A 23,592-nucleotide genomic window follows, 5' to 3' on the forward strand; every position below is an offset into this window, starting at 1 on the left:
TCACCGCCGCGCCAGCACCAGCTCCGCCGTCTCCCACAACCCGGGCAGGTACGCCAGCACCGCGTCCGCCCGCCGCCGCCGATCCGCCGCCGACGCCACCCCCAGATCCGCCAACGCCGCCTCGAACAACGGCAGCAACCGCGCACCCCACTCCGGCGCGTCCGCCGCCAGGATCGCGTGACACCGGGCGTACGTCGCCAGGATCCAGAACATCGCCTCCCGATGCCACCCCGCCGCCACCAACGCCGCGCTGCCGTCCACCGCCACCACCCGCGCCGCCGGCGTGATGTCGGCACTGAAGAAGAACGGCGTCCGCGCCACCTCGGCCGCCACGTCGAACGTGCGCGCCAACCCGGCCAGATGCTCCCGCACCCGCGCCGGACCCACCCCGCCACCGTCCAACAGCGCCAACAGACCCGGATAGCGCCCCGCCAGCCCACATGCGGCCAGCAGCTGCGCCGCCCGCACGTAACGCCGCCGCACCGTCGGCTCGACCAACCCCGCCACCAGCGGCAGCACCGCCGTCAACGACGTCGGAAACAGCCACGCCGTCACCTGCTCGTGCAACGGCGCCGCGGCGTCCAGCTCCCGCAACCCCCGCTCGACGCGCTCCCGCACCCCGGCACACCGCCGCCGCACCCACCGCGGCTCGGCGAACTCCGCCGCCACCCGCCGGTGCGCCGCCGCCAACCGCCCCGTCGGATCCGCCAGCACCGCGCCCGCCCGCACACACCCGGCGAACACGAACGACCCCAGCACCTCCTCCGGCGCACCCAGCTCCGCCCAGGTCAGGAACGTCACCTCCAGCAACACCCCGCCCCAGCGGAACTTGCCCAGCTTCCCGGCCGGCGCGTCCCGCACCACCAGCACGTCCACGTCCGACCACGGCGGCAGCACCGCGTCCGCGGGCATGCCCACCGTCGAACCACTGAGCAACGCGCCCCGCACACCCGGCTCCCGCGCCGCGTACTCCCGCACCCACCGGGCCGCCACCGCGCGCGCCGCGCCCACCCTCACCGCGGCAGCTCCCCGCGCACCAGCCCCGCCAACACCCGGTTGGTGCGGTTGGCCCGCACCGCGTCCCGCTGCTGACCGGCCGTCACCTCGATGTACGCCTGCGACGACGCCAACGACGCGTGCCCCAGCAACCGCATGATCTCCGCGGCGCTCGCGCCGTCCTCGGCCAACCGGGTCGCGAAGGTGTGCCGCAGCGCGTGCAACCGGGCCCCCGGCGGCACCCGGTCGGTGATGCCCGCCCGCCGGTAACATGACTCCACCAGGTACTGCAGCCCGCCCCGGCGCAGCGGCTCGCCGCGGCGGTCCACCAGCAGCGGCGCGTCCGGCCGCACCGTGCGCGCCCCGAACCGTCGGGCCCGGCTGTCCAGGTAGGCCACCAGCACCCCGTCCAGCTCCGGTTCGATCGGCACCACCCGCGGCCGCCCGCCCTTGCCCGCCACGTCGACGCGCCGCTCACCGGGCCGGCCCGCCAGCGAGCCCACCCGCAGCGCCAGCAGCTCCGACAGGCGCAACCCCGCGCAGAGCGCCAACGCCAGCACCGCCACGTCCCGCTCCGGCCACGGGTCACGCTGCCGGGCGTGCTCGCGGGCCACCGCGGTCAACAACTGCTCCGGAGTGTCCGCCCCGCGCAGCGGCTTGGGCCGGGGGAGCGGCGCCCGGGGCCGGTCCACCGCCGGCATCGGGTTGCCGCCCACCACCCCGTCGGCGACCAGGAAGGAGAAGAAACTGTTCCAGGTGGACCAGGCCCGGTGCACCGACGCCGCCGCGCGCGGGGCGGCGTACCGGGCGAACGCCGCGCGCATCAGCCGGGGAGTGAGGGCGCTGATGCGCAAAGCATCCAGGGGGAGGGGAGGGGTGACCAGCTCGCCGGCCAGGGCCGCGACGGTGCGCAGGTCCCGCCGGTACGCCTCGAGCGTGTGCGGGGACGGCTTGCGGGTGGCCCGGGCGGTCAGGAACTCCTCGATCAGCTGTTGCACCGATTCGTCCTGTTTGTCATGCATAAGGGATATTATGCATGATTTTCGCGTTCGTCGACAGCTCAGGGGAGGGCGCGGATGCGACGGTACGTGCTGACCGGCGCTCCGGGAGCGGGCAAGACCAGCATCGCCGAGGAACTGCGCCGGCGGGGATATCCGGTCGTCGCCGAGGCGGCCACCCGACGTGATCGCGGCGGGGCAGGCCCGGGGCGTGGCCGAGCCGTGGGCGGAGCCGGACTTCGTCGAGGCCGTCACCCGGCTCCAGCGGGCGCGCCAGACCGGGGCACGCGGCCCGGTGCAGGTGTACGACCGCTCACCACTGTGCACGCTCGCGCTGGCCCGGTTCCTGCGCCGGCCGGTCGGCGAGGTGCTGGCGGCGGAGGTCGAGCGGGCGGCCCGGGAGGGGATCTACCAGCGCCGGGTGTTCCTGGTGCGGCCACTGGGTTTCGTCACGCCGACGGCGGCCCGCCGGATCAGCTACACCGAGGCGCTGGAGTTCGCCCGCGTGCACGAGCGGGTGTACGCGGAGCACGGCTACCACCTGGTCGACGTCCCACCCGGCCCGGTCGAGCGACGCGCCGCCGCGGTGGCGGCGTACCTGGGACCGCCCCGGTGAGGGAGGCCCGGATCCGGTTACTTGACATAATGTACATTATCGAATCGCTGCCGCTGGACGGATGACCTGGAACTTCACCCGGGTCAGCGGCACCGATGTTGTTCTCAACCGTCCTGAGCTGATGCGCCGCGGCGACCGGCAAGACCACCGCGATCAAACAGCTGGGCCGGTTGCACGAACTGCGAGGCCGGGCCCGCTATCCCGGCGGCGACCGCACCCCCGTCGTCTACGTCACCGCCCCGCCGAACGGCTCACTGGCCGGCGCCAAGCCGTCCTGAGACTCCGCGCCCCGCTCGCCAACGGCGACTTCGACCGTTACCGGACACTCCCACCTCGAAAAGAACACCAGCGCAACCACCGGGCCCGCTACCGACTCGCTGCTTGATCTACCAGGCCGGTCCCAGCAATCTGCACCCGCCGCGCACCGTCCCCAGTCGAGCGCGAGCCGCCCGCAGGTGCGCCTTTCGCCCTTGAACAGCAGGCCCGCAACCTGCCCGCAGCCGCGCGATGTCCGCAACCCCCGGCCCAGTGGCGCGCCCAGGAGCGCGCGCACAACCGACAGATACGTCACAAGTGCGCGCTTTACGCGTTCGGGTCCCAGTCTGCGAGCTGCTCCATCGGCTCGGTGTCGCCGGTGGTCTCCAGGCCGTCGAGCGGGACGCGATCGTAGAAGTAGAGGACCATTTCGCTCGCTGTGCCTCGCATCGCCATGTCGCCCGGTTCCGCGTCGGCGGCGAGGTCGTCGCAGCGGACGCCGTCGGCGTTGAGGGTCAGGCGCCAGGAGCGGCCCTCGGTCGTGTGCAGGTCGATGGTCGCCGGCTTGAACGGCCAGGGGACGGTCGTCGCCGCGACGGTCGTCAGGAACTCGTCGACGCCCTCGACCGCGACGTCCGTCGGCAGCGGCTGTGCGGCCCCCTGGGTGAGCTGGGCGTCGTAGGTGTGGACGGCGATCTCCTGGATCTGGTGCCGGGCCACGGCTCCGCTGGTCTCCGGGGCCTGCGAGCGGCCCCACCAGGTCCAGCAGCCGCGGTCCGGGCCGGCCTCGCGCATCGCGTCGAGCATGAGTGCGGTCGACTCGGCGAGCCAGGCGTCCAGGGCTTCGCGGTCGCGGGGCGCGGTCGGGGCGCCCTTCGGGTCCGTCCTAGCCGGGGGCTCAGCGCCCGGGCCCGCCGCGACGATGGCGGCCTGGCGGCGACGGCCGTCGCCGAGGTGCTGCGCCAGTTCGCGCAGCGTCCAGTCCGGGCAGGTCGGGACCTGAACGTCAAGGTCGGGGGCGGACGCGATCGCGGCGCGGAACGCGGCCGAGCGGTCTTCGATCAGCCGCAGGACCTCGGGGAACTCCAAGATGTTTTGCACGTCGGTTGTCTAGCACTGCGCTCCGGCCGCCGGGTAGCGAATTTGTCGGACGAACGCGTCGACGGCCGGGCGGAGCGCCGGCGCCGAAGCCGTCCTGAACTCCGCGCACTGCTCGCCAACGGCGACTTCGACCGCTACGGACCTACCATCTGAGCCAAGAGCACCAGCGCAACCACCAGGCCCGCTACAACTCGCTGCTTGGCCCACGAAGTCACTCCCAGCAATCCGCACTCCTAGCCGGCGCTCCGGTCAGAAAACGGTTTGAGCGTTCCCCGCGCGCTCCCGTAGGTTGCCGACGGCCCGTCGCCGTGAAGACAGAGGACATAACCGCGTGACCCCGCCTGCTCTCTAGACCTGACACCTTCTTCCGCTCACCGGTAGCCGACGCTCCCGTCGGTTCCGCCGGGCTGCCCTCGTGCGCCCGGTCATGCAGCGTTCGAGGCCGCGCGTAATCGGCCTCGTGTCGGGTCTCGAGAGATCAGGTCTAGAGAGTTCATGTCTTCACAACCTCATACCGTGCTGCCCTGGGTCGTTCGTCGGACCAGGCTGCCGCTGCTGTCGCTGCGCTGCGTGGACTGCCGGTCCGGGTCGGCCACCACCGGCGACGGCAGGTTCCGGGTCAACGCCAACGGCAACCTGCTGGACGTGTGGCTGCTGGTCCGCTGCGTGTCCTGCGATCGGACGAGCAAGCTCACCGTGCGTGAGCGGGCGCCGGTCACCTCCTTCGATCCGGCCGAGCTCCACGGCTACCACGTCAACGATCCGGCCCTGGTGGCCGCCAGGCTGCTGGATCCCCTGCTCGCCCGGCGCAACCGCTTCACGCTGGACTGGACGGACGCCTGGCGGCTGGACATCCCGTCGGCGTGGCGCGACGAGGCGTGGCCGGTCCGGGTGGAGGTCGTCTTCGAGGATCCGGTGCCGGTGCGCCCCGAGCGGCTCATCGCGCACGGGCTCGGCCTCAGCAGGAACGACGTACGGCGTCGGGTCAAGTGCGACGTTCCGCTGAGCCGTCGGACGAGCGCCGGATTCACGTTCACCGTGATGGCCGGCGACTAACCGGCAGCGGCCGGGCGGGCCAGGTGCCCGCCCGGCCGCACCCCTGTCGCCCGGCCCACCGGGTCTCCCCTGTCCCCCGTCACCGCGGGCGGTGTGCACCAGGGCAGTTCCCGGGCCAGCAGCGTGGCGGTGAACTGCCAGGAGCACCACCTCGCGCGCGGCGCGGAGGTGGGATTCGTGACGCTGCGTATACGGCCAGGGATCGATGCTCCTGCATCGGTCCCGGGTCTTCCCCGCGGAGGCGCTTCGCGAAGGGCTTCGACGGTGGTCGATGCCGCCCCTCGCCGGAGACAACCCCGGTGGTGTGCCGGGCGGGGTGCGTACAACCGGGGTGGTAGGCGTTTCGGCAACTCCGGCATGACGACTCCGGGCCCGGCTGATCCATACGCTGCCGCCTGTACCGGTCATGCAACGAAGGGATCACCCCGATGTCCGTCCGTCACCTGCTCACCGCCGCCACCGCCGCTCTGATCGGGGGTGTGGGGTTCGCCGCGCCGGCGGCCGCGCACGCCTCGACCCAGCCGGTCGCGGCCGATGTCTACACCATGAGTGCCGGGCGGCTGGGCGCAAGCGTGGCCGCCGTGCTGGGGCTGGCCGGCGCGATCGTCGGCGGGTTGGCGCTGGCCCGCCCGGCGGGTCGGCTCGGCGCCGGTCGGCTCGGCGCCCGCGTGAGCCTGGTGGCGGGTCTGCTGGGTATCGCCCTCGGTGGGCTGGTGGTGGCTACGTCGGACAGTGGCATCGGCACCGGCAACGGGCGGGGTGGAGCCTACCTGGCCCTGCTGGTCGGGTTGGTCGCGGTCGTCCTCGGTGGGCTGGCGCTGGCCCGCTCCCGCCGCGCCGGCTGACCGAAGGGGCGCCGACCCGGCCCGTGCGCCGGGTCGGCGCCCGTCGACGGGGTTCAGCCGGGTCGGCGCTGGCGTGGTTCGGCCGGGTCAGGAGCGGGTGAGCCAGCCGGGGACGGTCAGGCCGGACTCGTAGGCGAGGATCACCAGTTGGGCCCGGTCGCGGACCTGGGTCTTGGTCATGATCCGGCTGACGTGTGTCTTGGCGGTGGCCGGGCTGAGCACGAGACGTGCGGCGATCTCGTCGTTGGACAGGCCGGCGGCGACCAGCGTCAGCACCTCGCGTTCCCGCTCGGTGAGCGCGTTCAGCCGGGGGCCGGGGTCGGGGTGCGTGGCCCGGGCGGTGAACTCGGCGATCAGCCGGCGGGTGATCGCCGGTGCGATCAGCGCGTCGCCGCGGGCCACCACCCGCACCCCGTGGATCAGTTCGGCCGGTTCGGTGTCCTTGACCAGGAAGCCGCTCGCGCCGGCGCGCAGCGCGCCGTAGACGTAGTCGTCCAGGTCGAAGGTGGTCAGGATGATGACGCGCACCGGTGAGCTGGCGGTGATCTCCCGGGTGGCGGCCAGGCCGTCGAGGCCGGGCATCCGGATGTCCATGAGGACGACGTCGGGGCGGAGTTGGCGGGCGAGCCGCACCGCTTCGGCGCCGTCGGCGGCTTCGCCGACCACCTGGATGCCATCCTCGCCGTCGAGGATGGACCGGAAGCCGGCGCGGACCAGGGTCTGGTCGTCGGCGAGCAGCACCTGGATCACGGGTTCGCTCCGCTGAGTATCGGGTCGGGGCGCAGCGGCAGGCGGGCGCGGACCTGGAAGCCGCCGTGCGGGCCGGGGCCGGTGGTGAGCGAGCCGCCGAGGGCGCGGGCTCGCTCGCTCATGCCGAGGATGCCGTTGCCGGGCGGGCCGGGTGTGCCGGTGCCGTCGTCGTCGACTTCGACCAGCAGGTCGTCGTGGTCGGGGCGGACGCGGATCACGGCGGTGGTGGCGCCGGCGTGCCGGGTCACGTTGGTGAGGGCCTCCTGCAGGATCCGGTACGCGGCCAGGTCGACCTCTGGCGGCAGCGGCCGGGGCTCGGTCAGCTCGGTGCGGACGGCGAGGCCGGAACGGCCGGCGGTGGTGACCAGCTCGTCGAGGCGGTGCAGGCCGGGCGCGGGTCGGGTGGGTGCCTCGCCGTCCTGGCGCAGGATGCCCAGGGCGGTGCGCAGCTCGCGCAGGGTCTCCTTGCTGGCCTGTTTGATGGCGGTGAGGGCCTGCGCGGAGCGGGCCGGGTCGGGCCGGTGCAGGGCGGCGCTGGCCTGCACGTTGATCAGTGAGAGGTGGTGGCCGAGCACGTCGTGCAGGTCGCGGGCGATGCGCAGCCGTTCCTCGGTGGCGCGGCGGCGGGCTTCCTCCGCCGTGCGTTGTTCGGCGGCGAGCGCCCGGGCCTGTGCCTCGGCGAGGTAGGCGCGGCGGTTGCGGGTGACGCCGACGATGACCGCGACGAGCCATCCGGCGTGCAGCAGGGTGGCTCCGTTGGCGGTGCTGCTGTCGTAGCTGTCGGCGGCGGCGAAGGCGAGCACGGAGGCGACGCCGAGGCCGATGGCGGCCGCGAGGTGGCCTTCGTCGACGACGGTGTAGAGGGCGACGACGAAGACCAGCATGATCGGGCCGGGGCGGTGCAGCAGCGCCCCGTACGCGCTGACGGCGGCCAGGGCCACGACGCCCACCGCCACCGGGTGGCGGCGGCGCGGGTACAGCGCGGCGGTGCCGGCCAGTACGGCGAGCAGGGCGAGCGCGTCGGCGGTGGTGTCGATGCCGCGGGACTGCGCGAGCAGGCCGACGAGGGCGACCAGGCCGACGGCGAGCGGCAGGGCGGTGGTGGTGGCCCGGCCGTGCCATCGCCAGCTCGACATGGGCCGAAGCCTAGACCGTCGGGTCGGGGCGGAGAAGGCCGCGGTGTCGTTGCCAGCGGTGGCGGGCCCGGGTCGGCGGGCCGCGCGGTTCTCGTCGCGGGTGGTGGGTCAGCGGTAGTAGCCCTCGACCGGTTTGCGGGCCTCGTCGAACAGTGCGGGGCCGTGCTGGGGTACGGGCCGCGGGCCGGCGGTGAAGCTGGGTGACTTGAGGCTGTCGAGCTGGGTGGTGGCCAGGGCGAACACGACGCGGCCGAGGCCGGAGCGTTCGAGCGCGCCGGTGCACATGCCGCAGGGCTGGCAGCTGGTGTACATGGTGGTGCCCGCCGCCACCTCGGGGGTCAGGTTCGCGGCCGCCCACCGGGCCAGCTTCAGTTCGGGGTGGGCGGTGATGTCGTTGTCGGTGATGGAGGTGTTGCGGTCTTCGGCGATCACCGTGCCGTCCGGACCCACCAGCAGGGATCCGAACGGCGGGTTGCCCGCCTGCCGTGCCGCGTCGGCGAGGGCGATGGCTCTGCGGAGGTGACGGTCGTCGTCGGGGTGCACTGTTGCTCCGTTCATCGGTGGTGGGTCTGGTCCCAGTGGGCGGCCACGGTGGCGAGCGCCTGCCAGGCGGTCCGTGGCCGGTGGGTCTCGTCCGGGTCGCCGTTGAAGGGGTCGAGCACGACCGTGTCGGCGCCGAGGAGGCGCAGCTGGTCGAGGTCGTCGACGATCTGTGCGATGGTGCCCTCGCCGGCGAGGCGTTGGGGGCCGGTGACCGGTGTCGTGGTCAGTCGTAGCGCGATGCGGGGTGCCAGGGTGGGGACGGGTCGCCGCTGCTGGTCGGCTACGGCCGTCAGTCGCCGCGTCGCCTCGCGCAGCCAGGGCAGGGTGATGCGCAGTGGATGCCAGGCGGCGCCGAAGCGGACGGCCCGGGTCAGGCCCGCGTCGCTGTTGCCGCCGATCCAGATGGGTATCGGCCCGCCGCGGTAGTCGGTGTCGTCGGCCCAGGCGTCGCGGATCGCCGAGAGGTGGTCGTCGGTGAGCCGGCCGCGGCGCTGGAACGGGATGCCGAGGGCGGCGAACTCCTGGCGGGCCCAGCCGACGCCGACGCCGAGGACGAGTCGGCCGCCGCTGAGTTGCTGGAGGTTGGCGGCCATGCGGGCGGTGAGCAGCGGGTGCCGGTACGGGGCGACGAGGACGGTGGTGCCGAGCCGGACCCGGTCGGTGACGGCGGCCAGCCAGGCGAGGGTGGTGAAGGGTTCGTAGAAGGGTGCGGGGTACTGCTCGGCGACGTCGGCGGTCACGGCGATGTGGTCGGAGACCATCAGCAGGTCGAAGCCGAGGCCCTCCACCGTCTGCGCCCAGCGGCGCAGCACGTCGGGGTTGGTGCCGGGCCCGAAGTTGGGGACGTTGACGCCGATCTTCACGGGTTCAGGCTATTCGGCGGTGCCGGGCTGGTTGAACAGAGTTCGGCCGGGGGGTGGGCGTTTCTGTAGTGGATCTGCCGGTAGTTTTCCCGGATGGCCGAGAGTCTCGACGCGACGGACTGGGCGATCCTGAGGGAGCTGCAGCGGGACGGGCGGGTGCCGCTCACCGAGTTGGGGCGACGGGTGAACCTGAGTGCCTCGGCGACGACCGAACGGGTGAAGCGGTTGGAGGCGGCAGGGGTCATCGCCGGTTACCGGGCCGACGTCGACCTGGTGAAGGTCGGCTATCCGGTGCTCGCCGTGGTGCGTCTGAAGTATCCCGGCAGCCGGCACGAGCCGCTGCACCGGCTGCTCGGGGAGCGCGTGGAGATCCTGGAGTGCCTGCGTACCACCGGCGAGGACTGCTATTCGCTCAAGGTGGCCGCCACGTCGATGGTGCACCTGGAGGAGTTGGTCAACGAGCTGGCCCGGTTCGGCAGCACGACCACCAACATCGTCTACAGCCAGACGCTGCCCTACCGTGGTCCGGTGGGCCGGCCGGGGTCGTGATGGTGCCCGCGGGTCCGGGCCGGGTGCGGTCCGGACCCGCGGGGTCGGTGGGTCAGCGCCACGGCACCTGCGGGGACGGGTAGAAGTCGACCTGTTGCAGGCGCCAGCGGGGTGCCTGGGCGCCGAGCCGGGTGCGGAACGATTCCCAGTCGTGGCTGGCGGCGGTGGACCAGCCGAGTTCGGCGATGGCGGGTAGCCGTGGGAAGGCCATGTACTCGATGTCGTCGAGGGTGCGCAGGGTCTCGGACCAGAGTGGGGCCTCGACGCCGAGGACGGCCTGCTCCCCCACGCCGGTCACCCGTTGCGCCGGGTCCCAGTCGTACGCGTCGCGTACCTCGATGTAGGCGGCCCAGGACAGTCCGAGGCGGGTGGTGCGGTCGTACTTCATGTCGAGGTAGGCCTTGTTCGCCGGGGACATGACGACCTTGTTGCCGCGGGCGGCGGCCTCGGCGAGGTCGGCGTTGGTGGTGCCGGTCCCCCAGAACTGTGCGACGACGTCGGTCGGCGGGTCGACCTGGGTGATCTCGTTCCAGCCGGAGGCGCGTTTGCCGTACTTGGCGACCAGGGGCAGTACCCGCTGCATGAAGGTGCGGTAGTCCTCGTCGGTGGTGGCGTGGGCCTCGTCGCCGCCGATGTGCAGGAAGGGGCCGGGGGTGATGGCGGCGACCTCGCGGATGACGTCCTCGACGAAGCGGTAGGTCAGTTCGTCGTGGATGCACAGGGAGCTGTAGCCGACCGCGATGTCGGTGCGCGGCGGCGGGGCGACGCCGTCGCAGTTGAGTTCGGCGTAGGTGGACTGGGCGGCGTTGGTGTGCCCGGGCATGTCGATCTCGGGGACGATGGTGATGTGCCGCGCGGCGGCGTAGGCGACGACGGCCTTGTAGTCGGCCTTGGTGAGGTAGCCGGGTCCGACGCCGTCGACGCCGGTGCCGGGGCCGCCGCCGACGGTGGTGAGCTTCGGCCAGGAGTCGATCTGGATGCGCCAGCCCTGGTCGTCGGTCAGGTGCAGGTGCAGGTAGTTGATTTTGTACTGGCTGAGCAGGTCGATGTAGGCGGTGATCTCGTCGACGGTGTGGAAGTGCCGGGCCAGGTCGAGCATGGCGCCGCGGTAGGCGAAGCGCGGGTGGTCGACGATCCGGCCGCCGGGGACGGTCCAGGTGGTGCGCTGCCGGTGGTCCGCCTCGATCTCGGCGGGCAGCAGTTGGCGCAGGGTCTGGGTGCCGGCGAAGAGTCCGGCGGCGGTGTTCGCGCGGATGGTGACGCCGCGGCGGGTGACGTCGAGCTGGTATCCCTCCTGGCCGACGCCGGCTTCCGCGCCGCCGAGGAGCAGGGCGATCTCGGGCAGCGGGGTGGCGCGGACGGGCAGCACGGGCAGCGGGTAGCCGGTGGCGGGGCGCAGGGTGTCGGCGAGTTGGCGCCCGACCCGCCAGGCGTCGGCGGAGCCGGGTGCGGTGCGGATGACCGTCAGCGGGCCGAGGGTGAAGGTGCCGCGGGCGTCGGGGCGGGTCTCGACGGGTGCGGGGATGACGTCGCTCAGCTGCCGGGTCGGGGTGGGCGGTGCGGCGACGGCCGGCGCGGCGGGCAGGGCGATCGGCAGGGCGAGGGCGGCGGTGGCCAGTAGGCGGGTGAGGGTGTGGCGGCGACGCACGGATACCTCCAGGCGCTCGTCGTGATCGGTGGTTGTCGATCAGCCCTGGACGCTACCCGGGTCACACCCGAACTGTAAACCTTCCTTATCGTTGTGGTTCCGTTCGGCGGCTCCCCGAGGGCCCGCACCGCCTCGATCGGATTCGGCGGCGGCAGCGCGCGCGGAGGGTCGGCCCGTGGTCAGGGGTCGTCGCGCAGGCGGGCGTGCAGGTGCATGTCGTGCCAGCCGTCGATCCAGGCGCGGGCCTCGTCGTCGGTCATCGACCGGCAGTGCCAGCGGCGGATCACCGGGTCGGCGTAGCCGGCGACCACGGCGGCCCGGTCGCTGCGCCGCCAGGGTCGCAGTCGTACGCCGTCGGCATCGATCTCGGGTTGCGGCAGTCGCGCCATCGTGCCGGGCACCAGCGGCGGCGGGACGAGCAGGGGCATGCCGCGATCCTCACCGACCCCTCGGCTACCGGTGTGGCCGGCGGGCGAGGACCAGGGTGGTGCACAGGCGCAGCACCACGGTGCCGCCGAAGCCGTCCACCACGGACCGTAGCGCGGTCAGCGCGCGGGCCTGCTGCTCGGCGGGGTGCTGCCGGTACGGGCCGAAGGTCTGCAGCAGGCGCAGGTAGCCGTCGGTGCGCAGCGGGATGTCGCGGTGCACGGTGTCGACCCGGATATCGGTGAACAGGCCGCTGTCGGTGATGTCGTGGGCGAACCAGCCGGCGGGTCGTTCCTGGACGGTGGGGTCGATGGCGCGCAGCGCGGCGTCGACGGCGGCGCCCTGTGCCGGGTCGGCGTAGCCGTACTTGTGACCGAAGACGGCCAGGGTGCCGCCGGAGGTGAGCGCGGCGTGGGCGCGCTGGTTGCGGGTGGCCGGGTCGAGCCAGTGCCAGGCCAGCGCGCAGGCGATCAACGGTACGCCCCCGGCGGGCGGCTGCCACTGTTCGAAGGTTTGACCGACCACGGTGACCTGCGGGTAGCGGGTGGCCAGCACGGCGGCCATCCGCGGGTCGGGTTCGACGCAGGTGATCGGGGCGTCGAGGCGCAGCAGCACCTCGGTGGCCTTGCCGGTGCCGGCGCCGAGCTCGACCACCCGGGTCGGGGCGCCGCCGTGGTAGGCGCGGATGGCCTCGGCGATGGTGGCCGGGTATCCCGGACGGGCGTCGTCGTACAGGTCGGCGACGTCACCGAAGACTCCGGTCATGGGCCGATGATGTCAGAGGCCGCCGGCGACCCGCAGCACCGCGCCGGTGGTGTAGGAGGCCTCCGGGCTGAGCAGCCAGGCCACCGCGGCGGCGACCTCGTCGGGTTCACCGGCGCGGCCCAGCGGGATCCGCCCGGCGACCCGGTCGGGGCGGTCGGGCATGCCGGACAGGGCGTGGATGTCGGTGCGGATGATGCCGGGGGCGACGCCGTTGACCCGGATGCCGCGGGGGGCGAGTTCCTTGGCCAGGCCGGTGGTGAGGGTGTCGGTGGCGGCCTTCACGGCGGCGTAGTGGACGTACTCGCCGGGGCTGCCGAGGGTGGCCGCGGCGGAGGAGATGTTGACGATGGCGGCGCCGCCGCCCATCCGGCGGGCGGCCTGCTGGGCGCAGAGGACGTAGCCGATGAGGTTGACGTCGACGACCTCGCGCAGGTCGGCCGGGTCGAGGTCGGTGAACGGCCCGATCGGGCTGGTCACGCCGGCGTTGTTGACCAGGCCGGTGAGCTCGCCGAGTTCGGCGGCGGCGTCGAACAGCGCGGTGACCTGGTCGGGGTCGCGGGTGTCGGCGGGCACCGCGACGGCCCGTACGCCGGCGGCGTGCAGGTCGGCCAGGACGGCGGCGGCGGCGGCGCGGTCGCGGCGGTAGGACAGCGCGACGTGGTGCCCGGCGCGGGCGAGCCGGCGGGCGGTGGCGGCACCGATGCCGCGACTGCCGCCGGTGATGACGGTGACCGGATCCAACGCACCTCTCCCCTGCCGTTGCCGCTGCGCCGACGCTACCGTGACCGGCACGGGCCGGCGGGGAGGGGAACATCACATGACACGGGCGTTGGTGCTGGGCGGCGGTGGGGTGACCGGGGTGGCCTGGGAGCTGGGGATCCTCGCCGGGCTGGCCGACAGCGGTGTCGCGCTGGCCGGGGCGGACCTGGTGGTGGGCACCTCGGCGGGGTCGGTGGTGGGCGCGCAGGTGTGCTCGGGCCGCCCGGTCGAGCAGTTGTACCAGGCGCAGTTGGCGCCGCCGGGCGGTGAGGCGGCGGCGCGGTTCGGGTTCGCGGCGGTGGCGCGGCTGGTGTGGGCGGGCGGGCGTACCCGGGACGCGGTGCGGTCGCGGGCCCGGATCGGGGCGATGGCGGTGGCCGCGCGTACCCCGTCGGAGGCGTCGCGGCGGGCGGTGATCGAGGCGCGGCTGCCGCAGCGGGACTGGCCGGCGCGGCGGTTGCTGGTGACCGCGGTGGACGCGGCGTCGGGTGAGTTCGTGGTCTTCGACGCCGACAGCGGGGTGTCGCTGGTGGACGCGGTGGGGGCCAGTTGCGCCGTGCCGGGGGTGTGGCCGCCGGTGACCATCGGTGGGCGGCGGTTCATCGACGGCGGGATGCGCTCGGCGGCGAACGCGGACCTGGCCCGGGGCGCGGACCGGGTCGTGGTGCTGGCGCCGACCGCTGCCGCGTTCGGGCCGATGCCCCGGTTGTCGGCGCAGGTGGCGGCGTTGCGGGCGGCGGGGGCGCGGGTGGCGGTGGTGTCGCCGGACGCGGCGGCGCGGGCGGCCATCGGGCGCAACGTGCTGGACCCGGCGCGGCGGGCGGCGGCGGCCCGGGCCGGGCGGGCGCAGGCGGCGGCGGTGCGTGACCAGGTGGCCGCGGTGTGGGGTTGACCTCTACGCGCCGCGTCGGTGTCGAGGGTGGAGGTGCGCGGTGCTGGGTGTCGGGGACGTGGTGGAGGACTTCGCGCTGCCGGACCAGACGGGCACGCAGCGGCGGTTGTCGCAGTTCCTGGCGGCCGGCCCGGTCGTGTTGTTCTTCTACCCGGCGGCGATGACCCGTGGCTGCACCGCCGAGAGTTGCCACTTCCGGGACCTGGCGGCGCAGTTCGCGGCGCTCGGCGCGCAGCGGGTGGGGATCAGCCGTGACCCGGTGGCGAAGCAGGCGGAGTTCGCCCGGCTGCACGGGTTCGACTACCCGCTGCTGTCGGATGCCGACGGCGCGGTGGCCGAGCGGTTCGGGGTGCGGCGGCGGCTGCCGCTGGGCCCGTTGAGCACCCGGCGGGTCACGTTCGTGATCGGCACCGACCGCCGGCTGTTCGAGGTGGTCCACAGTGAGCTGAGCATGACCGGGCACGCGGACCGGGCGTTGCGGGCGCTGGGTGGGTGATCCCCGGCGCGGCGCTGTCGCAGCCGGCTGGTATCAAGGCAGGCATCAAACAGGTGTACGGAAGAGGTTGCTGATGGGTGCCGCTGGCCAGGGGTTGTCCGACGACGATGTGCGCAGCTTCCGGGAGGCGCTGGCGGCCGGCCGTAAGCCGAAGGTGGTGTTCACCGCCGCGGCGGGGCAGATCGCCGGGCAGGTCGGCCAGGTGGTGGAGCTGACCGACCCGGCGGTGTCGGAGGAGTTCGTGGTGGTGCGGTTCGGCCGCGACGAGTTGCCGTTCTCCCCCGCGGACGTGGCGGTGGCGCCCCGGGGCGCCGGGCGCAAGGCGGCGGCGGAGCCGCAGCCCGAGCCGGAGCCGCCGGTCACGCCGGCGGAGCCGGAGTTCGTGTTGGACCGGGTGCCGGCGCCGCGACCGGCGCGGCGGGAGGAGTCGAGCGTGCAGACGGTGGAGGCGGCCAAGCCGGCGCGCCGGGCGGCCAAGGCGGCCAAGCCGAAGGGACCGGCCGGGTTGACGGTCACCCTGGCCTACGCCGACGGCGAGTGGACGGTGGCGGCGCAGCAGGGCAGCAAGGCCCTCGCGAAGCCGTACGTGGTGAAGCCGGCGGAGGCGCTGCGGATGGTGGCGCTGGTGGACGTGCCGGGGGTGCACGAGGCGGTGGAGCAGATCCTGGCCGCCGAACGGGCCGAGGCCGAGCAGCAGGCCGAGCGGCTGCGCGCCGAGCTGGCGGAGATCGAGGCCCGGCTGGCGGAGCTGCGCGAGGCGCACTGAGCCGACCGGTGGCGGGGCGGGTGGCGGTGGCCGTCCGCCCCACCGGCGTTTCGCCGGTCAGTGGCGTTGCCGGTGGTGGGTGAGCAGCTTGCCGAGCAGGCGGGTGAGCTGGCCGCGTTCGGTGGCGGTGAGCGGGGCCAGCAGGGCGTCCTGGACGGCGGCCAGGGTCTCCCCCATGCGGTGCAGCTCGCGCTGCCCGGCGGGGGTGATGGTGATGACGTTGCGGCGCCGGTCGGCCGGGTCGGGCGCGCGGACCACGAGGTCTTTCGCGACGAGTTCGTTCACGGTGGCGACGACGTCGCTGCGGTCGATGCCGCCGCGCCGGCCCAGGTCGGCCTGGCTGGCCGGGCCGAACTCGTCGAGCGCGGCCAGGATCCGGTAGTGGTAGCCGCGCGCCCCGATGCCGCCGAATCCCTCGCTGACCAGCCGGCCGGCGTGGGCGGCGGTCTGGGTGAGCAGCCAGCTGGGGGTGGTACGCAGCCGGGTGGGGGTTTCCGACTCGCCGATGTGGTCCATGGGCAGAGCCTAACCCGGTTGTTGGCAGGACCCACGAATCCCGCTATCGTTGGCCGCGCCAACATTGGCTCTGCCAACATCAGGAGGATCGTCATGACCACCGTCAACGGCCAGGTCATCGGCCAGGCCCACTACGCGACCCGGGCCGTGCTCGAACGCGAGCTGGTCGGGTTCGGCCTCACCTTCCACCAGTCCCTCGCCCTCAACGCCGTCGCCGCCGAGGGCGGGACCGTCGTCCCTGCGCACCTCGTCGAGCGGTTGACCGGCGCGCTGAAGGTCGACCGGTCGGTGGTGCTGACCGCGGTGGACGACCTCGTCGCCGGCGGGCTGCTGCGGGCGCTGCCCGACGGCGGGGCCGCACTGGCGCTCACCGACGCCGGCCGCGAGGTGCAGCGCCGCGTCGCGGACGTGGTCGCCGTCATCGCCGCCCGGCTGTACGCGGACATCCCGGCCGCCGACCTGGCCGTGGCCGGGCGCGTGCTCACCCTGCTCAAGCAGCGGGCCGACGCCGAACTGGCGGCGACCGGGAACGACGCGCCCACGGCGGCGTGACCCGGGCCGGTCACCCCCGCGGCGCAGGGCCGCCGCTCGCGGCGGCGTGCGGGCCGCACCACGGCCGCGCTCGGCCCGCCCCGGGGCCCGGCCGGCGCGCCGCCGGGTCAGAGCGTCGCGGTCAGCCGCTCCACCACGGCGGCGGCCGGGCCGGTGGTGGCGTGCCGGTAGCCGGTGCCGGCCCACAGGTGCACCCGGTCCGGGTGCCCGGCCGCGGCCGCCGCCGCCCGCATCCCTCGGGTCAGGTGGTGCAGCTCCGGGTAGCCCAGCGGCGCGTCCGGCTCGTACCGGTCGATGAAGGCGTTGCGCAGCCCGCGCGCCGGCCGGCCGGTGAAGGCGCGGGTCACGACGGTGCCGGTGCGGGCCGGGTCGGCCAGCGCGTCGCGGTGGGTGCGGCTGGCGCCGCTCTCGTCGGTACGCAGCAGCAGCGTGCCGACCGCCACCGCGGCCGCGCCGGCGGCGAGCAGGTCACGCACGTCGTCCGGGCCGGCCACCCCGCCGGTGGCCACCACGGGCAGGCCGGTCGCCGCGACCGCGGCGCGTACCAGCGGACCGGTGGACAGCGGCGGGGCGGGGCGGCGCGGCGTGTGGGTGCCGCTGTGCCCGCCGGCCTCGGTGCCCTGGGCGACGAGGCCGTCGACGCCGAGGTCGCCGGCGGCGCGCGCCTCGTCGGCCGAGGTCACCGTGACCAGCACCCGGGAGCCGGCCCGGCGCAGCGCGGCCACCGCCGCCGGATCGGGCAGCCCGAAGGTGAAGCTGACCACCGGCACCGGGTCGGCCAGCAGCAGGTCGATCTTGTCGGCCCAGTGGTCGTCGTCGTGCACCGGGGCCGCGGCGGCCAGGTCGAGCCCGTACGGCTCGCCCTCGGCGGCGATCCGGCGGGCGTAGGCGCGGAAGGTGGCCTCGTCGATCTCGCGGGGGCCGGGCACGAACAGGTTCACCCCGCACGGCGTGCCGGTGGCGCGCAGGTCGGCCAGGTCGGCGGCGACCGCCTCGGCGGTGCGGTAGCCGGCGGCGAGGAAACCGAAGCCACCGGCCGCGGCGACCGCCCGCACCAGGGCGCCGGTGGTGGCGCCACCGGCCATCGGGGCGCCGAGCAGCGGGGTCGCGCAGCCGAACAGGTCGCGCCAGGGTGCGCCGGTCACCGGCTCACCCTAGCCGGGCGCCGGCCGGCCCGCCCCGGGGAGCGGGCGGGCCGGCCGGGGGTGGGTCAGTGCTGCGGGATGTGCGCCACGCCGATCCGCTTGCGGAACACCCAGTACGTCCAGCCCTGGTAGGCCAGCACGATCGGGGTGAACACCACCGCCACCCAGGTCATGATCTTCAGGGTGTACGGGGTGGAGGCGGCGTTGCTGGCGGTCAGCGTCCCGGCCGCGTCCAGGGTGGACGGCAGCACGTTCGGGAACAGTGCCGCGAACAGCGTCGCCACCGCCAGGCCGATCGCCACCGCGGTGCCGGTGAACGCCCAGCCCTCCCGGCGTACCCGGGCGGCGGCGAGACCACCGAGCAGGGCCAGCGCCGCGGCGACGGCGAGCACGACGGCGGCCGTGCTGGAGCGGATGCCCAGCGTCCAGGTCAGGAACGCCACCGCCAGCACCGCGGCGCCGACGCCCAGGCGCACCGCGAGGGCGCCGGCCCGCTCGCGCACCTCACCGACGGTCTTCAGCGCGATGAAGACCGCGCCGTGGGTGAGGAACAGCGCCGCCGTGGTCGCCCCGCCGAGCAGGGCGTACGGGTTGAGCAGGTCGAGCAGGCCGCCGACGTACTCGTGCTCGGCGTCCAGCGGCACGCCGCGCAGGATGTTGGCGAAGGCCACCCCCCACAGCACGGCCGGCACCAGCGAGCCGAAGAAGATGGCCGCGTCCCAGCGCCGCTTCCAGGACGGCTCGGGCCGCTTGTGCCGGTACTCGAAGGCGACGCCGCGGGCGATCAGCGCCAGCAGGATCAGCAGCAGCGGCAGGTAGAAGCCGGAGAAGAGGGTGGCGTACCACTCGGGGAAGGCGGCGAACATCGCGCCGCCGGCGGTGATCAGCCACACCTCGTTGCCGTCCCACACCGGCCCGATGGTGTTGATCAGCACGCGGCGTTCCCGGTCGTCGCGGCCGAGCACGGGCAGCAGCATGCCGACGCCGAAGTCGAAGCCCTCCAGGATGAAGTAGCCGGTGAACAGGACGGCGACGAGCAGGAACCAGATGGTGGTGAGTTCCACGGTGGTCTCCGGTGGTCAGTAGGCGAAGGCGAGCGGGCGCTCGGCGTCGTCGTGGCTGTCGTCGATCTCGGTCGCCGGGCTGACGTCGGGCACGCCGGCCTTGGCGTAGCGCAGCAGCAGCTTCACCTCGATCACCGCGAGGGTGGCGTAGATCAGGGTGAACGCGGTGAACGAGGTGAGCACCTCGGTCAGCGAGACGCTGCGGGAGACGCCGTCACGGGTGAGCATCTCGCCGAAGACGATCCACGGCTGGCGGCCCATCTCGGTGAAGATCCAGCCGAACGAGTTGGCCACCAGGGGCAGCAGCGGCATGACCAGGCCGGCGCGCAGCAGCCACCTGCTGGTCGGGGTGCGGCCCTTGCGCTGGCTCCAGAGCACCAGCAGCGCGATCGCGGCGGCGGCCAGCCCGAAGGCGATCATGAAGCGGAAGCTCCAGTAGGTGACCGGGATGATCGGGGTGTAGCTGCCGGCGCCGTACTGGGCGGCGTACTGGGCCTGCAGGTCGTTGATGCCGTGCACGGTGCCGTTGGGGTCGCCGGTGCCCAGCCAGGACAGCAGGTACGGGATCTTGATGGCGAACAGCTCCCGGCTGCCGTCGAGGCTGCCGACGGTGAGCACGGAGAACGAGGCGGGGCTCTCGGTGGTGTAGAGGCCCTCGGCTGCGGCCATCTTCATCGGCTGCACCTCGGTCATGATCTTGCCCTGGATGTCGCCGGTGACGACCACGCCGGCGGTGGCGACCAGGGTGACCCAGGAGCCGAACGTGGCGGCGAACCGGTAGGCCGGGGTGTCGGCCGAGTCGCGGTTGCGGATCAGGTGCCACAGCGCGACGGCGACCAGCAGCGAGCCGGCGACCAGGAACGCCCCGGCGATGGTGTGCGGGAAGGTGACCAGGGCGACCTTGTTGGTCAGCACCGCGAGGAAGTCGGTGAGTTCGGCGCGGCCGGTCTCCGGGTTGATCCGGTAGCCCACCGGGTTCTGCATGAACGAGTTGGCCGCCAGGATGAAGTAGGCGGACAGGTTGGTGCCGATCGCGGCGGCCCAGATGGCGGCCAGGTGCAGTCGCTTGGGCAGCCGGTCCCAGCCGAAGATCCACAGGCCGATGAAGGTCGACTCCAGGAAGAAGGCGACCAGCGCCTCGATCGCGAGGGGGGCGCCGAAGATGTCGCCGACGAAGCGCGAGTAGTCGCTCCAGTTCATGCCGAACTGGAACTCCTGCACGATGCCGGTGACCACGCCCATCGCGAAGTTGATCAGGAAGAGCTTGCCGTAGAACTTGGTGAGCTTCAGGTACTTCTCGTTGCCCGTGCGGTGCCACAGCGTCTGCAGGATGGCGACCAGCACGGACAGGCCGATGGTCAGCGGTACGAAGAGAAAGTGGTAGACGGTGGTGACACCGAACTGCCAGCGGGCGACGTCCAACGCGTCCACCTGCAACCCCCAGGCTGTCATACTACGAGACGTAGTAAATACTACTGCCGGTCGTAGACGGATCGGCAGGGTCGGGGGTCCCGAACCGGACCGGGACCAATGACCTTGATCACCCCGGCCGGGCGGCCCCCGCCCACGCCCCCGTCCCGGCGGACCGTGCCCCGCCCTGACCCCCGGGCCCGGGCCCGACCGTGCGACCATTGCGCGCTGATGGAAACCGCCCACTCCCCCTGGCAGCCGCCGCTGATCTGGCGCGCCGCCCAGCTGCTCGCCCGCGTCGTCGTCGCCCTGCTGGCCCGGCTGGAGGTCACCGGCGGCGTCCCGCCGCAGCTGCGGCGCGGGCCGCTGATCCTGGCCGCCAACCACATCAGCCCGTTCGACCCGGTGGTGATGGCCGCCGCCTGCCGGGCGGCCGGCGTCGCCCCCCGGATCATGGCCACCGGCGGGCTGTTCCGCGCGCCCGTCGTCGGGGCGGCGATGCGCCGCGCCGGGCACATCCGCGTCGAGCGGGGCACCAGCGCCGTGCACCAGGCCCTGGACGACGCGGCGGCGGCGGTCGCCGGCGGGTCGGTGATCCTGGTCTACCCCGAGGGACGGATCGGCCTGGATCCCGGCATGTGGCCCGAACGCGGCAAGACCGGCACCGCCCGGCTGGCCCTGGCCTGCGGCGCACCGGTGATTCCGGTCGCCCAGTGGGGAGCGCACGAGGTGGTGCCCTACCGCGCCCCGAAGGGGTTGCTGCGCGGGCTCGCCCGGTCGGTGCTGCGCCGCCCGGTGATCCGGGTGCACTTCGGCCGGCCGGTCGAGCTGACCGACCTCGCCCACGGCGTCCCCGGGGCGGCCCGGCGGGCCACCGACCGGATCATCGACGCGCTCACCGACGAGCTGGCCCCGCTGCGCCCGGACGAGCCCGACCGTCCCCGCTACGTCGACCCCGGCCGCCCGGCCGACACCAGCCGCTCCCACCGCCGCCGCCCACCGGCCTGAGCGGCCGGGTGGGCCGGCACGGGTGGCGCGGTCCCGCCGGCCCGACCGCCGTGGGTGGCGCCGGCGCGCACGCCGCGCTCACCGGGCATCGCCCGGTTGCTGCCGCCGGTCCGCCGATGCCGCACGCCGGACCTGGCCTCACCCCGGTCCGACGGTGCGTGGCGTGGCGGCGCGGACCCGCCGCCGCCCGGTCACCCGCGCGCCACCCGGTGCCGGCATACTGCGCTGCGTGCTGACCGCCCACCCCTACCTGGACGCGCCCGCGCCGCTGGCGTTCGCCCACCGCGGCGGGGCCGCCGAGGGCGACGAGAACACCACCGAGGCGTTCGCCCGCGCGATCGGCCTCGGCTACCGGTACGTGGAGACCGACGTGCACGCCACCGCGGACGGCGTGGCGGTGATCTTCCACGACCCGACCCTGGAACGGGTCACCGGCGAGCGGGGGCGCATCGCCGCGCTGCGCTGGGCCGACCTCGCCTCGGTACGGGTCGGCGGCGCCGCCGTGGTGCCCCGCCTCGACGAGGTGCTCGACGCCTGGCCGCAGGTGCGGTTCAACATCGACGTCAAGGCCGACGGCGGTGTCGACCCGACCGTGGCCACGGTGGCGCGGGCCGGCGCGGGTGACCGGGTGCTGCTCGCCTCGTTCAGCGACGCCCGGCTGGCCCGGATGCGGGCGCTCACCGGGGGCCGGGTCGCCACCGGTCTCGGCATGCGCGGGGTGGCCCGGCTGCGGATGGCCTCGCTGCACGGGCGGTCGCTGCGGCTGCCGCCGTCGGTGGTCGCCGCGCAGGTGCCGGTGCGCTACGGGCGCATCCGTGTGGTCGACCGCCGGTTCCTGGCCTACTGCCACCGCCTCGGCCTGCAGGTGCACGTCTGGACGATCGACGAACCCACCGAGATGCACGAGTTACTTGATCTTGGGGTGGATGGCATCATGACCGATCACGTCGGCGTGCTGCGCGACGTCTACCGCAGCCGCGGCCACTGGGCCGCCTGACCCCCGACGAGGACCCGATGGCCGAGACCGCCACCCCCACCGTGGGCGACGCCCCCGCCCCGGCCAGCACCCGCCGCGAACGCACCGGCTGGTACGTCTACGACTGGGCCAACTCCGCCTTCCAGACCACCGTCATCACGGTGTTCCTCGGCCCGTTCCTGACCACCGTCACCGAGTTGGCGGCCGGCTGCGAACTCGGCGCGGACAGCTGCGACGGCTTCGTCTACCCGTTGGGCATCAAGGTCGCGGCCGGCTCGTACTACCCGTACCTGATCTCGCTGTCGGTGTTCCTCACCGTCTTCGTGCTCCCGGTGATGGGGGCGATCGCCGACCGGTCCCTGCACAAGAAGCGGCTGCTCGGCGGCGCCGCGTTCACCGGCGCCGGGGCGACGGTGGCGATGGCCTTCGTCACCGGCGACCGCTACCTGCTCGGCGGGGCGCTGTTCCTGATCGCCAACATCAGCTTCGGTGCCGCGATCGTGGTCTACAACTCGTTCCTGCCGCAGCTCGGCGGACCCGACGAACGCGACGGCATCTCCAGCCGGGGCTGGGCGCTGGGCTACCTCGGCGGCGGGCTGCTGCTGGCCGGCAACCTGGTCGCGGTCACCCTGCTCAGCGAGGACGGCAACCCGCAGCGCACGCTGGACCTGGCCCGCTGGTCCATCGTGTCGGCCGGCGTGTGGTGGGCGCTGTTCACCCTGGTGCCGCTGCGCTGGCTGCGCGAGCGGCCCACCGCCGCGGCGCTGGCCGGCGCCGGCGGCAACGTGTTCACCGACGGCTTCCGCCAGCTCGGCCGCACCCTGCGCGAGATCAAGGCGTACCCGCTGACGCTGTTCTTCCTGCTCGCCTTCCTGGTCTACAACGACGGCATCCAGACCGTCATCACCCTGGCCAGCCAGTACGGCACCGAGGAGCTGCGGCTGGGGCAGAGCACGCTGATCACCACCATCCTGCTGGTGCAGTTCCTCGCCTTCGGCGGCGCGCTCAGCCTCGGCGCCCTGGCCCGACGCATCGGCGCCTGGAAGACCGTGCTGCTGAGCCTCGTGCTGTGGACCGGGGTGATCGTCGCCGCGTTCCGGCTGCCGGCCGAGGCGCCGCTGCCGTTCATGGTCCTCGGCGCCGCCATCGGCCTGGTGCTCGGCGGCAGCCAGGCGCTGAGCCGGTCGCTGTTCAGCCAGCTCATCCCCGCCGGCAAGGAGGGCGAGTACTACGGCTTCTACGAGATCAGCGACAAGGGCACCAGCTGGCTCGGCCCGCTCGCGTTCGGCCTGGTCTTCCAGCTCACCTCCTCCTACCGGGTGGGCCTGGTCTCCCTGCTGATCTTCTTCGTGGTCGGGTTCCTGCTGCTGCTGGCCGTGCCGATCCGCCGGGCCATCGTCGCCGCCGGGAACACCCCGCCCCGGGTGCTCTGACCGGCACCCGGCGGATCCGGCCGGGTCG

The 23,592-nt window shown here is 73.8% G+C and carries 26 protein-coding genes and 1 pseudogene; 12 read left to right on the plus strand and 15 right to left on the minus strand.

Annotated elements, in window-relative coordinates:
• On the minus strand, positions 1 to 1,017 hold the full coding sequence (locus Q3W71_RS28845; RefSeq protein ID WP_302922620.1) for a hypothetical protein: 1,017 nt from the start codon (positions 1,015 to 1,017) through the stop codon (positions 1 to 3).
• Entirely contained in the window at positions 1,014 to 2,018 is a 1,005-nt protein-coding gene (locus Q3W71_RS28850) for a tyrosine-type recombinase/integrase (RefSeq protein ID WP_302922621.1), read from the minus strand. The genes Q3W71_RS28845 and Q3W71_RS28850 overlap by 4 nt, the downstream gene beginning before the upstream one ends.
• Positions 2,019 to 2,072: 54 nt before the next feature.
• Here Q3W71_RS28850 and Q3W71_RS28855 point away from each other — a divergent pair.
• Both Q3W71_RS28855 and Q3W71_RS28860 read left to right on the plus strand, forming a co-directional pair.
• Positions 2,073 to 2,132, plus strand: a pseudogene (locus tag Q3W71_RS28855) (hypothetical protein); the annotation flags it as partial.
• A 46-nt stretch (positions 2,133 to 2,178) separates the two neighbouring features.
• Positions 2,179 to 2,610 carry an ATP-binding protein gene (locus tag Q3W71_RS28860; RefSeq protein WP_302922622.1) on the plus strand — a complete coding sequence of 144 codons (432 nt, stop codon included), beginning with the start codon at positions 2,179 to 2,181 and terminating at the stop codon, positions 2,608 to 2,610.
• A gap of 582 nt (positions 2,611 to 3,192) precedes the next feature.
• Here Q3W71_RS28860 and Q3W71_RS28865 read toward each other — a convergent pair.
• The gene (locus Q3W71_RS28865) at positions 3,193 to 3,966 is read right to left on the minus strand and encodes a maleylpyruvate isomerase family mycothiol-dependent enzyme (RefSeq protein WP_302922623.1); all 774 of its coding nucleotides are present in this window, start codon (positions 3,964 to 3,966) and stop codon (positions 3,193 to 3,195) included.
• 516 nt (positions 3,967 to 4,482) lie between these two features.
• Between Q3W71_RS28865 and Q3W71_RS28870 the strand changes: the two genes are divergently transcribed.
• Both Q3W71_RS28870 and Q3W71_RS28875 read left to right on the plus strand, forming a co-directional pair.
• Positions 4,483 to 5,022, plus strand: a complete 540-nt coding sequence (locus tag Q3W71_RS28870; protein ID WP_302922624.1) for a DUF1062 domain-containing protein — start codon at positions 4,483 to 4,485, stop codon at positions 5,020 to 5,022.
• A 428-nt stretch (positions 5,023 to 5,450) separates the two neighbouring features.
• A complete protein-coding gene (locus tag Q3W71_RS28875; protein ID WP_302922625.1) occupies positions 5,451 to 5,867 on the plus strand; it encodes a DUF6223 family protein in 417 nt (138 codons plus the stop codon).
• 87 nt (positions 5,868 to 5,954) lie between these two features.
• On the opposite strand, the gene Q3W71_RS28880 is transcribed toward Q3W71_RS28875, so the two are convergent.
• The 4 genes from Q3W71_RS28880 to Q3W71_RS28895 form a co-directional block, all read right to left on the minus strand.
• The gene (locus Q3W71_RS28880; RefSeq protein ID WP_302922626.1) at positions 5,955 to 6,617 is read right to left on the minus strand and encodes a response regulator transcription factor; all 663 of its coding nucleotides are present in this window, start codon (positions 6,615 to 6,617) and stop codon (positions 5,955 to 5,957) included.
• Positions 6,614 to 7,753, minus strand: a complete 1,140-nt coding sequence (locus Q3W71_RS28885) for a sensor histidine kinase (RefSeq protein ID WP_302922627.1) — start codon at positions 7,751 to 7,753, stop codon at positions 6,614 to 6,616. The genes Q3W71_RS28880 and Q3W71_RS28885 overlap by 4 nt, the downstream gene beginning before the upstream one ends.
• A gap of 108 nt (positions 7,754 to 7,861) precedes the next feature.
• Complete coding sequence (locus Q3W71_RS28890; protein ID WP_302922628.1) at positions 7,862 to 8,311, minus strand: nucleoside deaminase; 450 nt, start codon at positions 8,309 to 8,311, stop codon at positions 7,862 to 7,864.
• On the minus strand, positions 8,308 to 9,159 hold the full coding sequence (locus tag Q3W71_RS28895) for an LLM class flavin-dependent oxidoreductase (protein ID WP_302922629.1): 852 nt from the start codon (positions 9,157 to 9,159) through the stop codon (positions 8,308 to 8,310). The genes Q3W71_RS28890 and Q3W71_RS28895 overlap by 4 nt, the downstream gene beginning before the upstream one ends.
• 93 nt (positions 9,160 to 9,252) lie before the next feature.
• Between Q3W71_RS28895 and Q3W71_RS28900 the strand changes: the two genes are divergently transcribed.
• Complete coding sequence (locus Q3W71_RS28900; protein ID WP_302922630.1) at positions 9,253 to 9,708, plus strand: Lrp/AsnC family transcriptional regulator; 456 nt, start codon at positions 9,253 to 9,255, stop codon at positions 9,706 to 9,708.
• A 52-nt stretch (positions 9,709 to 9,760) separates the two neighbouring features.
• On the opposite strand, the gene Q3W71_RS28905 is transcribed toward Q3W71_RS28900, so the two are convergent.
• The 4 genes from Q3W71_RS28905 to Q3W71_RS28920 all read right to left on the minus strand — a co-directional run bounded on the left by Q3W71_RS28905 (position 9,761) and on the right by Q3W71_RS28920 (position 13,288).
• Positions 9,761 to 11,356 (minus strand): beta-N-acetylhexosaminidase, encoded by a 1,596-nt coding sequence (locus tag Q3W71_RS28905; RefSeq protein ID WP_302922631.1) that lies wholly within the window; start codon positions 11,354 to 11,356, stop codon positions 9,761 to 9,763.
• Positions 11,357 to 11,535: 179 nt separating this feature from the next.
• On the minus strand, positions 11,536 to 11,784 hold the full coding sequence (locus Q3W71_RS28910) for a hypothetical protein (RefSeq protein ID WP_302922632.1): 249 nt from the start codon (positions 11,782 to 11,784) through the stop codon (positions 11,536 to 11,538).
• A 25-nt stretch (positions 11,785 to 11,809) separates the two neighbouring features.
• Positions 11,810 to 12,547, minus strand: a complete 738-nt coding sequence (locus Q3W71_RS28915; RefSeq protein ID WP_302922633.1) for a trans-aconitate 2-methyltransferase — start codon at positions 12,545 to 12,547, stop codon at positions 11,810 to 11,812.
• 12 nt (positions 12,548 to 12,559) lie between these two features.
• Positions 12,560 to 13,288, minus strand: coding sequence for an SDR family oxidoreductase (locus Q3W71_RS28920; protein WP_302922634.1), 729 nt, complete (start codon positions 13,286 to 13,288; stop codon positions 12,560 to 12,562).
• A 76-nt stretch (positions 13,289 to 13,364) separates the two neighbouring features.
• Here Q3W71_RS28920 and Q3W71_RS28925 point away from each other — a divergent pair, with 76 nt between their 5' ends.
• The 3 genes from Q3W71_RS28925 to Q3W71_RS28935 all read left to right on the plus strand — a co-directional run bounded on the left by Q3W71_RS28925 (position 13,365) and on the right by Q3W71_RS28935 (position 15,460).
• The gene (locus Q3W71_RS28925; protein ID WP_302922635.1) at positions 13,365 to 14,198 is read left to right on the plus strand and encodes a patatin-like phospholipase family protein; all 834 of its coding nucleotides are present in this window, start codon (positions 13,365 to 13,367) and stop codon (positions 14,196 to 14,198) included.
• Positions 14,199 to 14,241: 43 nt separating this feature from the next.
• Entirely contained in the window at positions 14,242 to 14,694 is a 453-nt protein-coding gene (locus Q3W71_RS28930; RefSeq protein WP_302922801.1) for a peroxiredoxin, read from the plus strand.
• Between the two features lie 73 nt (positions 14,695 to 14,767).
• Positions 14,768 to 15,460 carry a hypothetical protein gene (locus tag Q3W71_RS28935; protein WP_302922636.1) on the plus strand — a complete coding sequence of 231 codons (693 nt, stop codon included), beginning with the start codon at positions 14,768 to 14,770 and terminating at the stop codon, positions 15,458 to 15,460.
• A gap of 57 nt (positions 15,461 to 15,517) precedes the next feature.
• Here Q3W71_RS28935 and Q3W71_RS28940 read toward each other — a convergent pair whose 3' ends face one another.
• A complete protein-coding gene (locus Q3W71_RS28940) occupies positions 15,518 to 15,976 on the minus strand; it encodes a MarR family winged helix-turn-helix transcriptional regulator (protein ID WP_302922637.1) in 459 nt (152 codons plus the stop codon).
• A 93-nt stretch (positions 15,977 to 16,069) separates the two neighbouring features.
• Here Q3W71_RS28940 and Q3W71_RS28945 point away from each other — a divergent pair, with 93 nt between their 5' ends.
• Positions 16,070 to 16,528 (plus strand): hypothetical protein, encoded by a 459-nt coding sequence (locus tag Q3W71_RS28945; protein WP_302922638.1) that lies wholly within the window; start codon positions 16,070 to 16,072, stop codon positions 16,526 to 16,528.
• Between the two features lie 107 nt (positions 16,529 to 16,635).
• On the opposite strand, the gene Q3W71_RS28950 is transcribed toward Q3W71_RS28945, so the two are convergent.
• The 3 genes from Q3W71_RS28950 to Q3W71_RS28960 form a co-directional block, all read right to left on the minus strand.
• Complete coding sequence (locus Q3W71_RS28950) at positions 16,636 to 17,673, minus strand: nitronate monooxygenase family protein (RefSeq protein WP_302922639.1); 1,038 nt, start codon at positions 17,671 to 17,673, stop codon at positions 16,636 to 16,638.
• A 65-nt stretch (positions 17,674 to 17,738) separates the two neighbouring features.
• Positions 17,739 to 18,737 carry a cytochrome d ubiquinol oxidase subunit II gene (cydB, locus tag Q3W71_RS28955; RefSeq protein WP_302922640.1) on the minus strand — a complete coding sequence of 333 codons (999 nt, stop codon included), beginning with the start codon at positions 18,735 to 18,737 and terminating at the stop codon, positions 17,739 to 17,741.
• 15 nt (positions 18,738 to 18,752) lie between these two features.
• Complete coding sequence (locus Q3W71_RS28960) at positions 18,753 to 20,168, minus strand: cytochrome ubiquinol oxidase subunit I (protein WP_302922802.1); 1,416 nt, start codon at positions 20,166 to 20,168, stop codon at positions 18,753 to 18,755.
• 210 nt (positions 20,169 to 20,378) lie between these two features.
• Between Q3W71_RS28960 and Q3W71_RS28965 the strand changes: the two genes are divergently transcribed.
• From Q3W71_RS28965 to Q3W71_RS28975, 3 genes are all read left to right on the plus strand, one after another.
• Entirely contained in the window at positions 20,379 to 21,155 is a 777-nt protein-coding gene (locus Q3W71_RS28965; RefSeq protein WP_302922641.1) for a 1-acyl-sn-glycerol-3-phosphate acyltransferase, read from the plus strand.
• A gap of 229 nt (positions 21,156 to 21,384) precedes the next feature.
• Positions 21,385 to 22,152, plus strand: coding sequence for a glycerophosphodiester phosphodiesterase (locus Q3W71_RS28970; protein WP_302922803.1), 768 nt, complete (start codon positions 21,385 to 21,387; stop codon positions 22,150 to 22,152).
• 17 nt (positions 22,153 to 22,169) lie between these two features.
• Positions 22,170 to 23,564 carry an MFS transporter gene (locus Q3W71_RS28975; protein WP_109904943.1) on the plus strand — a complete coding sequence of 465 codons (1,395 nt, stop codon included), beginning with the start codon at positions 22,170 to 22,172 and terminating at the stop codon, positions 23,562 to 23,564.
• Positions 23,565 to 23,592 lie beyond the last annotated feature (28 nt).

The organism is Micromonospora sp. C28SCA-DRY-2 (assembly GCF_030519475.1).
Taxonomy (GTDB): domain Bacteria; phylum Actinomycetota; class Actinomycetes; order Mycobacteriales; family Micromonosporaceae; genus Micromonospora.

Bases quoted from the DNA above. Each gene is read 5' to 3' on its own strand.
- Q3W71_RS28850 (WP_302922621.1), bottom strand. From the start codon at position 2,018: ATGCATGACAAACAGGACGAATCGGTGCAACAGCTGATCGAGGAGTTC.
- Q3W71_RS28875 (WP_302922625.1), top strand. From the start codon at position 5,451: ATGTCCGTCCGTCACCTGCTCACCGCCGCCACCGCCGCTCTGATCGGG.
- Q3W71_RS28885 (WP_302922627.1), bottom strand. From the start codon at position 7,753: ATGTCGAGCTGGCGATGGCACGGCCGGGCCACCACCACCGCCCTGCCG.
- Q3W71_RS28890 (WP_302922628.1), bottom strand. From the start codon at position 8,311: ATGAACGGAGCAACAGTGCACCCCGACGACGACCGTCACCTCCGCAGA.
- Q3W71_RS28900 (WP_302922630.1), top strand. From the start codon at position 9,253: ATGGCCGAGAGTCTCGACGCGACGGACTGGGCGATCCTGAGGGAGCTG.
- Q3W71_RS28910 (WP_302922632.1), bottom strand. From the start codon at position 11,784: ATGCCCCTGCTCGTCCCGCCGCCGCTGGTGCCCGGCACGATGGCGCGA.
- Q3W71_RS28915 (WP_302922633.1), bottom strand. From the start codon at position 12,547: ATGACCGGAGTCTTCGGTGACGTCGCCGACCTGTACGACGACGCCCGT.
- Q3W71_RS28925 (WP_302922635.1), top strand. From the start codon at position 13,365: ATGACACGGGCGTTGGTGCTGGGCGGCGGTGGGGTGACCGGGGTGGCC.
- Q3W71_RS28935 (WP_302922636.1), top strand. From the start codon at position 14,768: ATGGGTGCCGCTGGCCAGGGGTTGTCCGACGACGATGTGCGCAGCTTC.
- Q3W71_RS28940 (WP_302922637.1), bottom strand. From the start codon at position 15,976: ATGGACCACATCGGCGAGTCGGAAACCCCCACCCGGCTGCGTACCACC.
- Q3W71_RS28945 (WP_302922638.1), top strand. From the start codon at position 16,070: ATGACCACCGTCAACGGCCAGGTCATCGGCCAGGCCCACTACGCGACC.
- Q3W71_RS28965 (WP_302922641.1), top strand. From the start codon at position 20,379: ATGGAAACCGCCCACTCCCCCTGGCAGCCGCCGCTGATCTGGCGCGCC.
- Q3W71_RS28975 (WP_109904943.1), top strand. From the start codon at position 22,170: ATGGCCGAGACCGCCACCCCCACCGTGGGCGACGCCCCCGCCCCGGCC.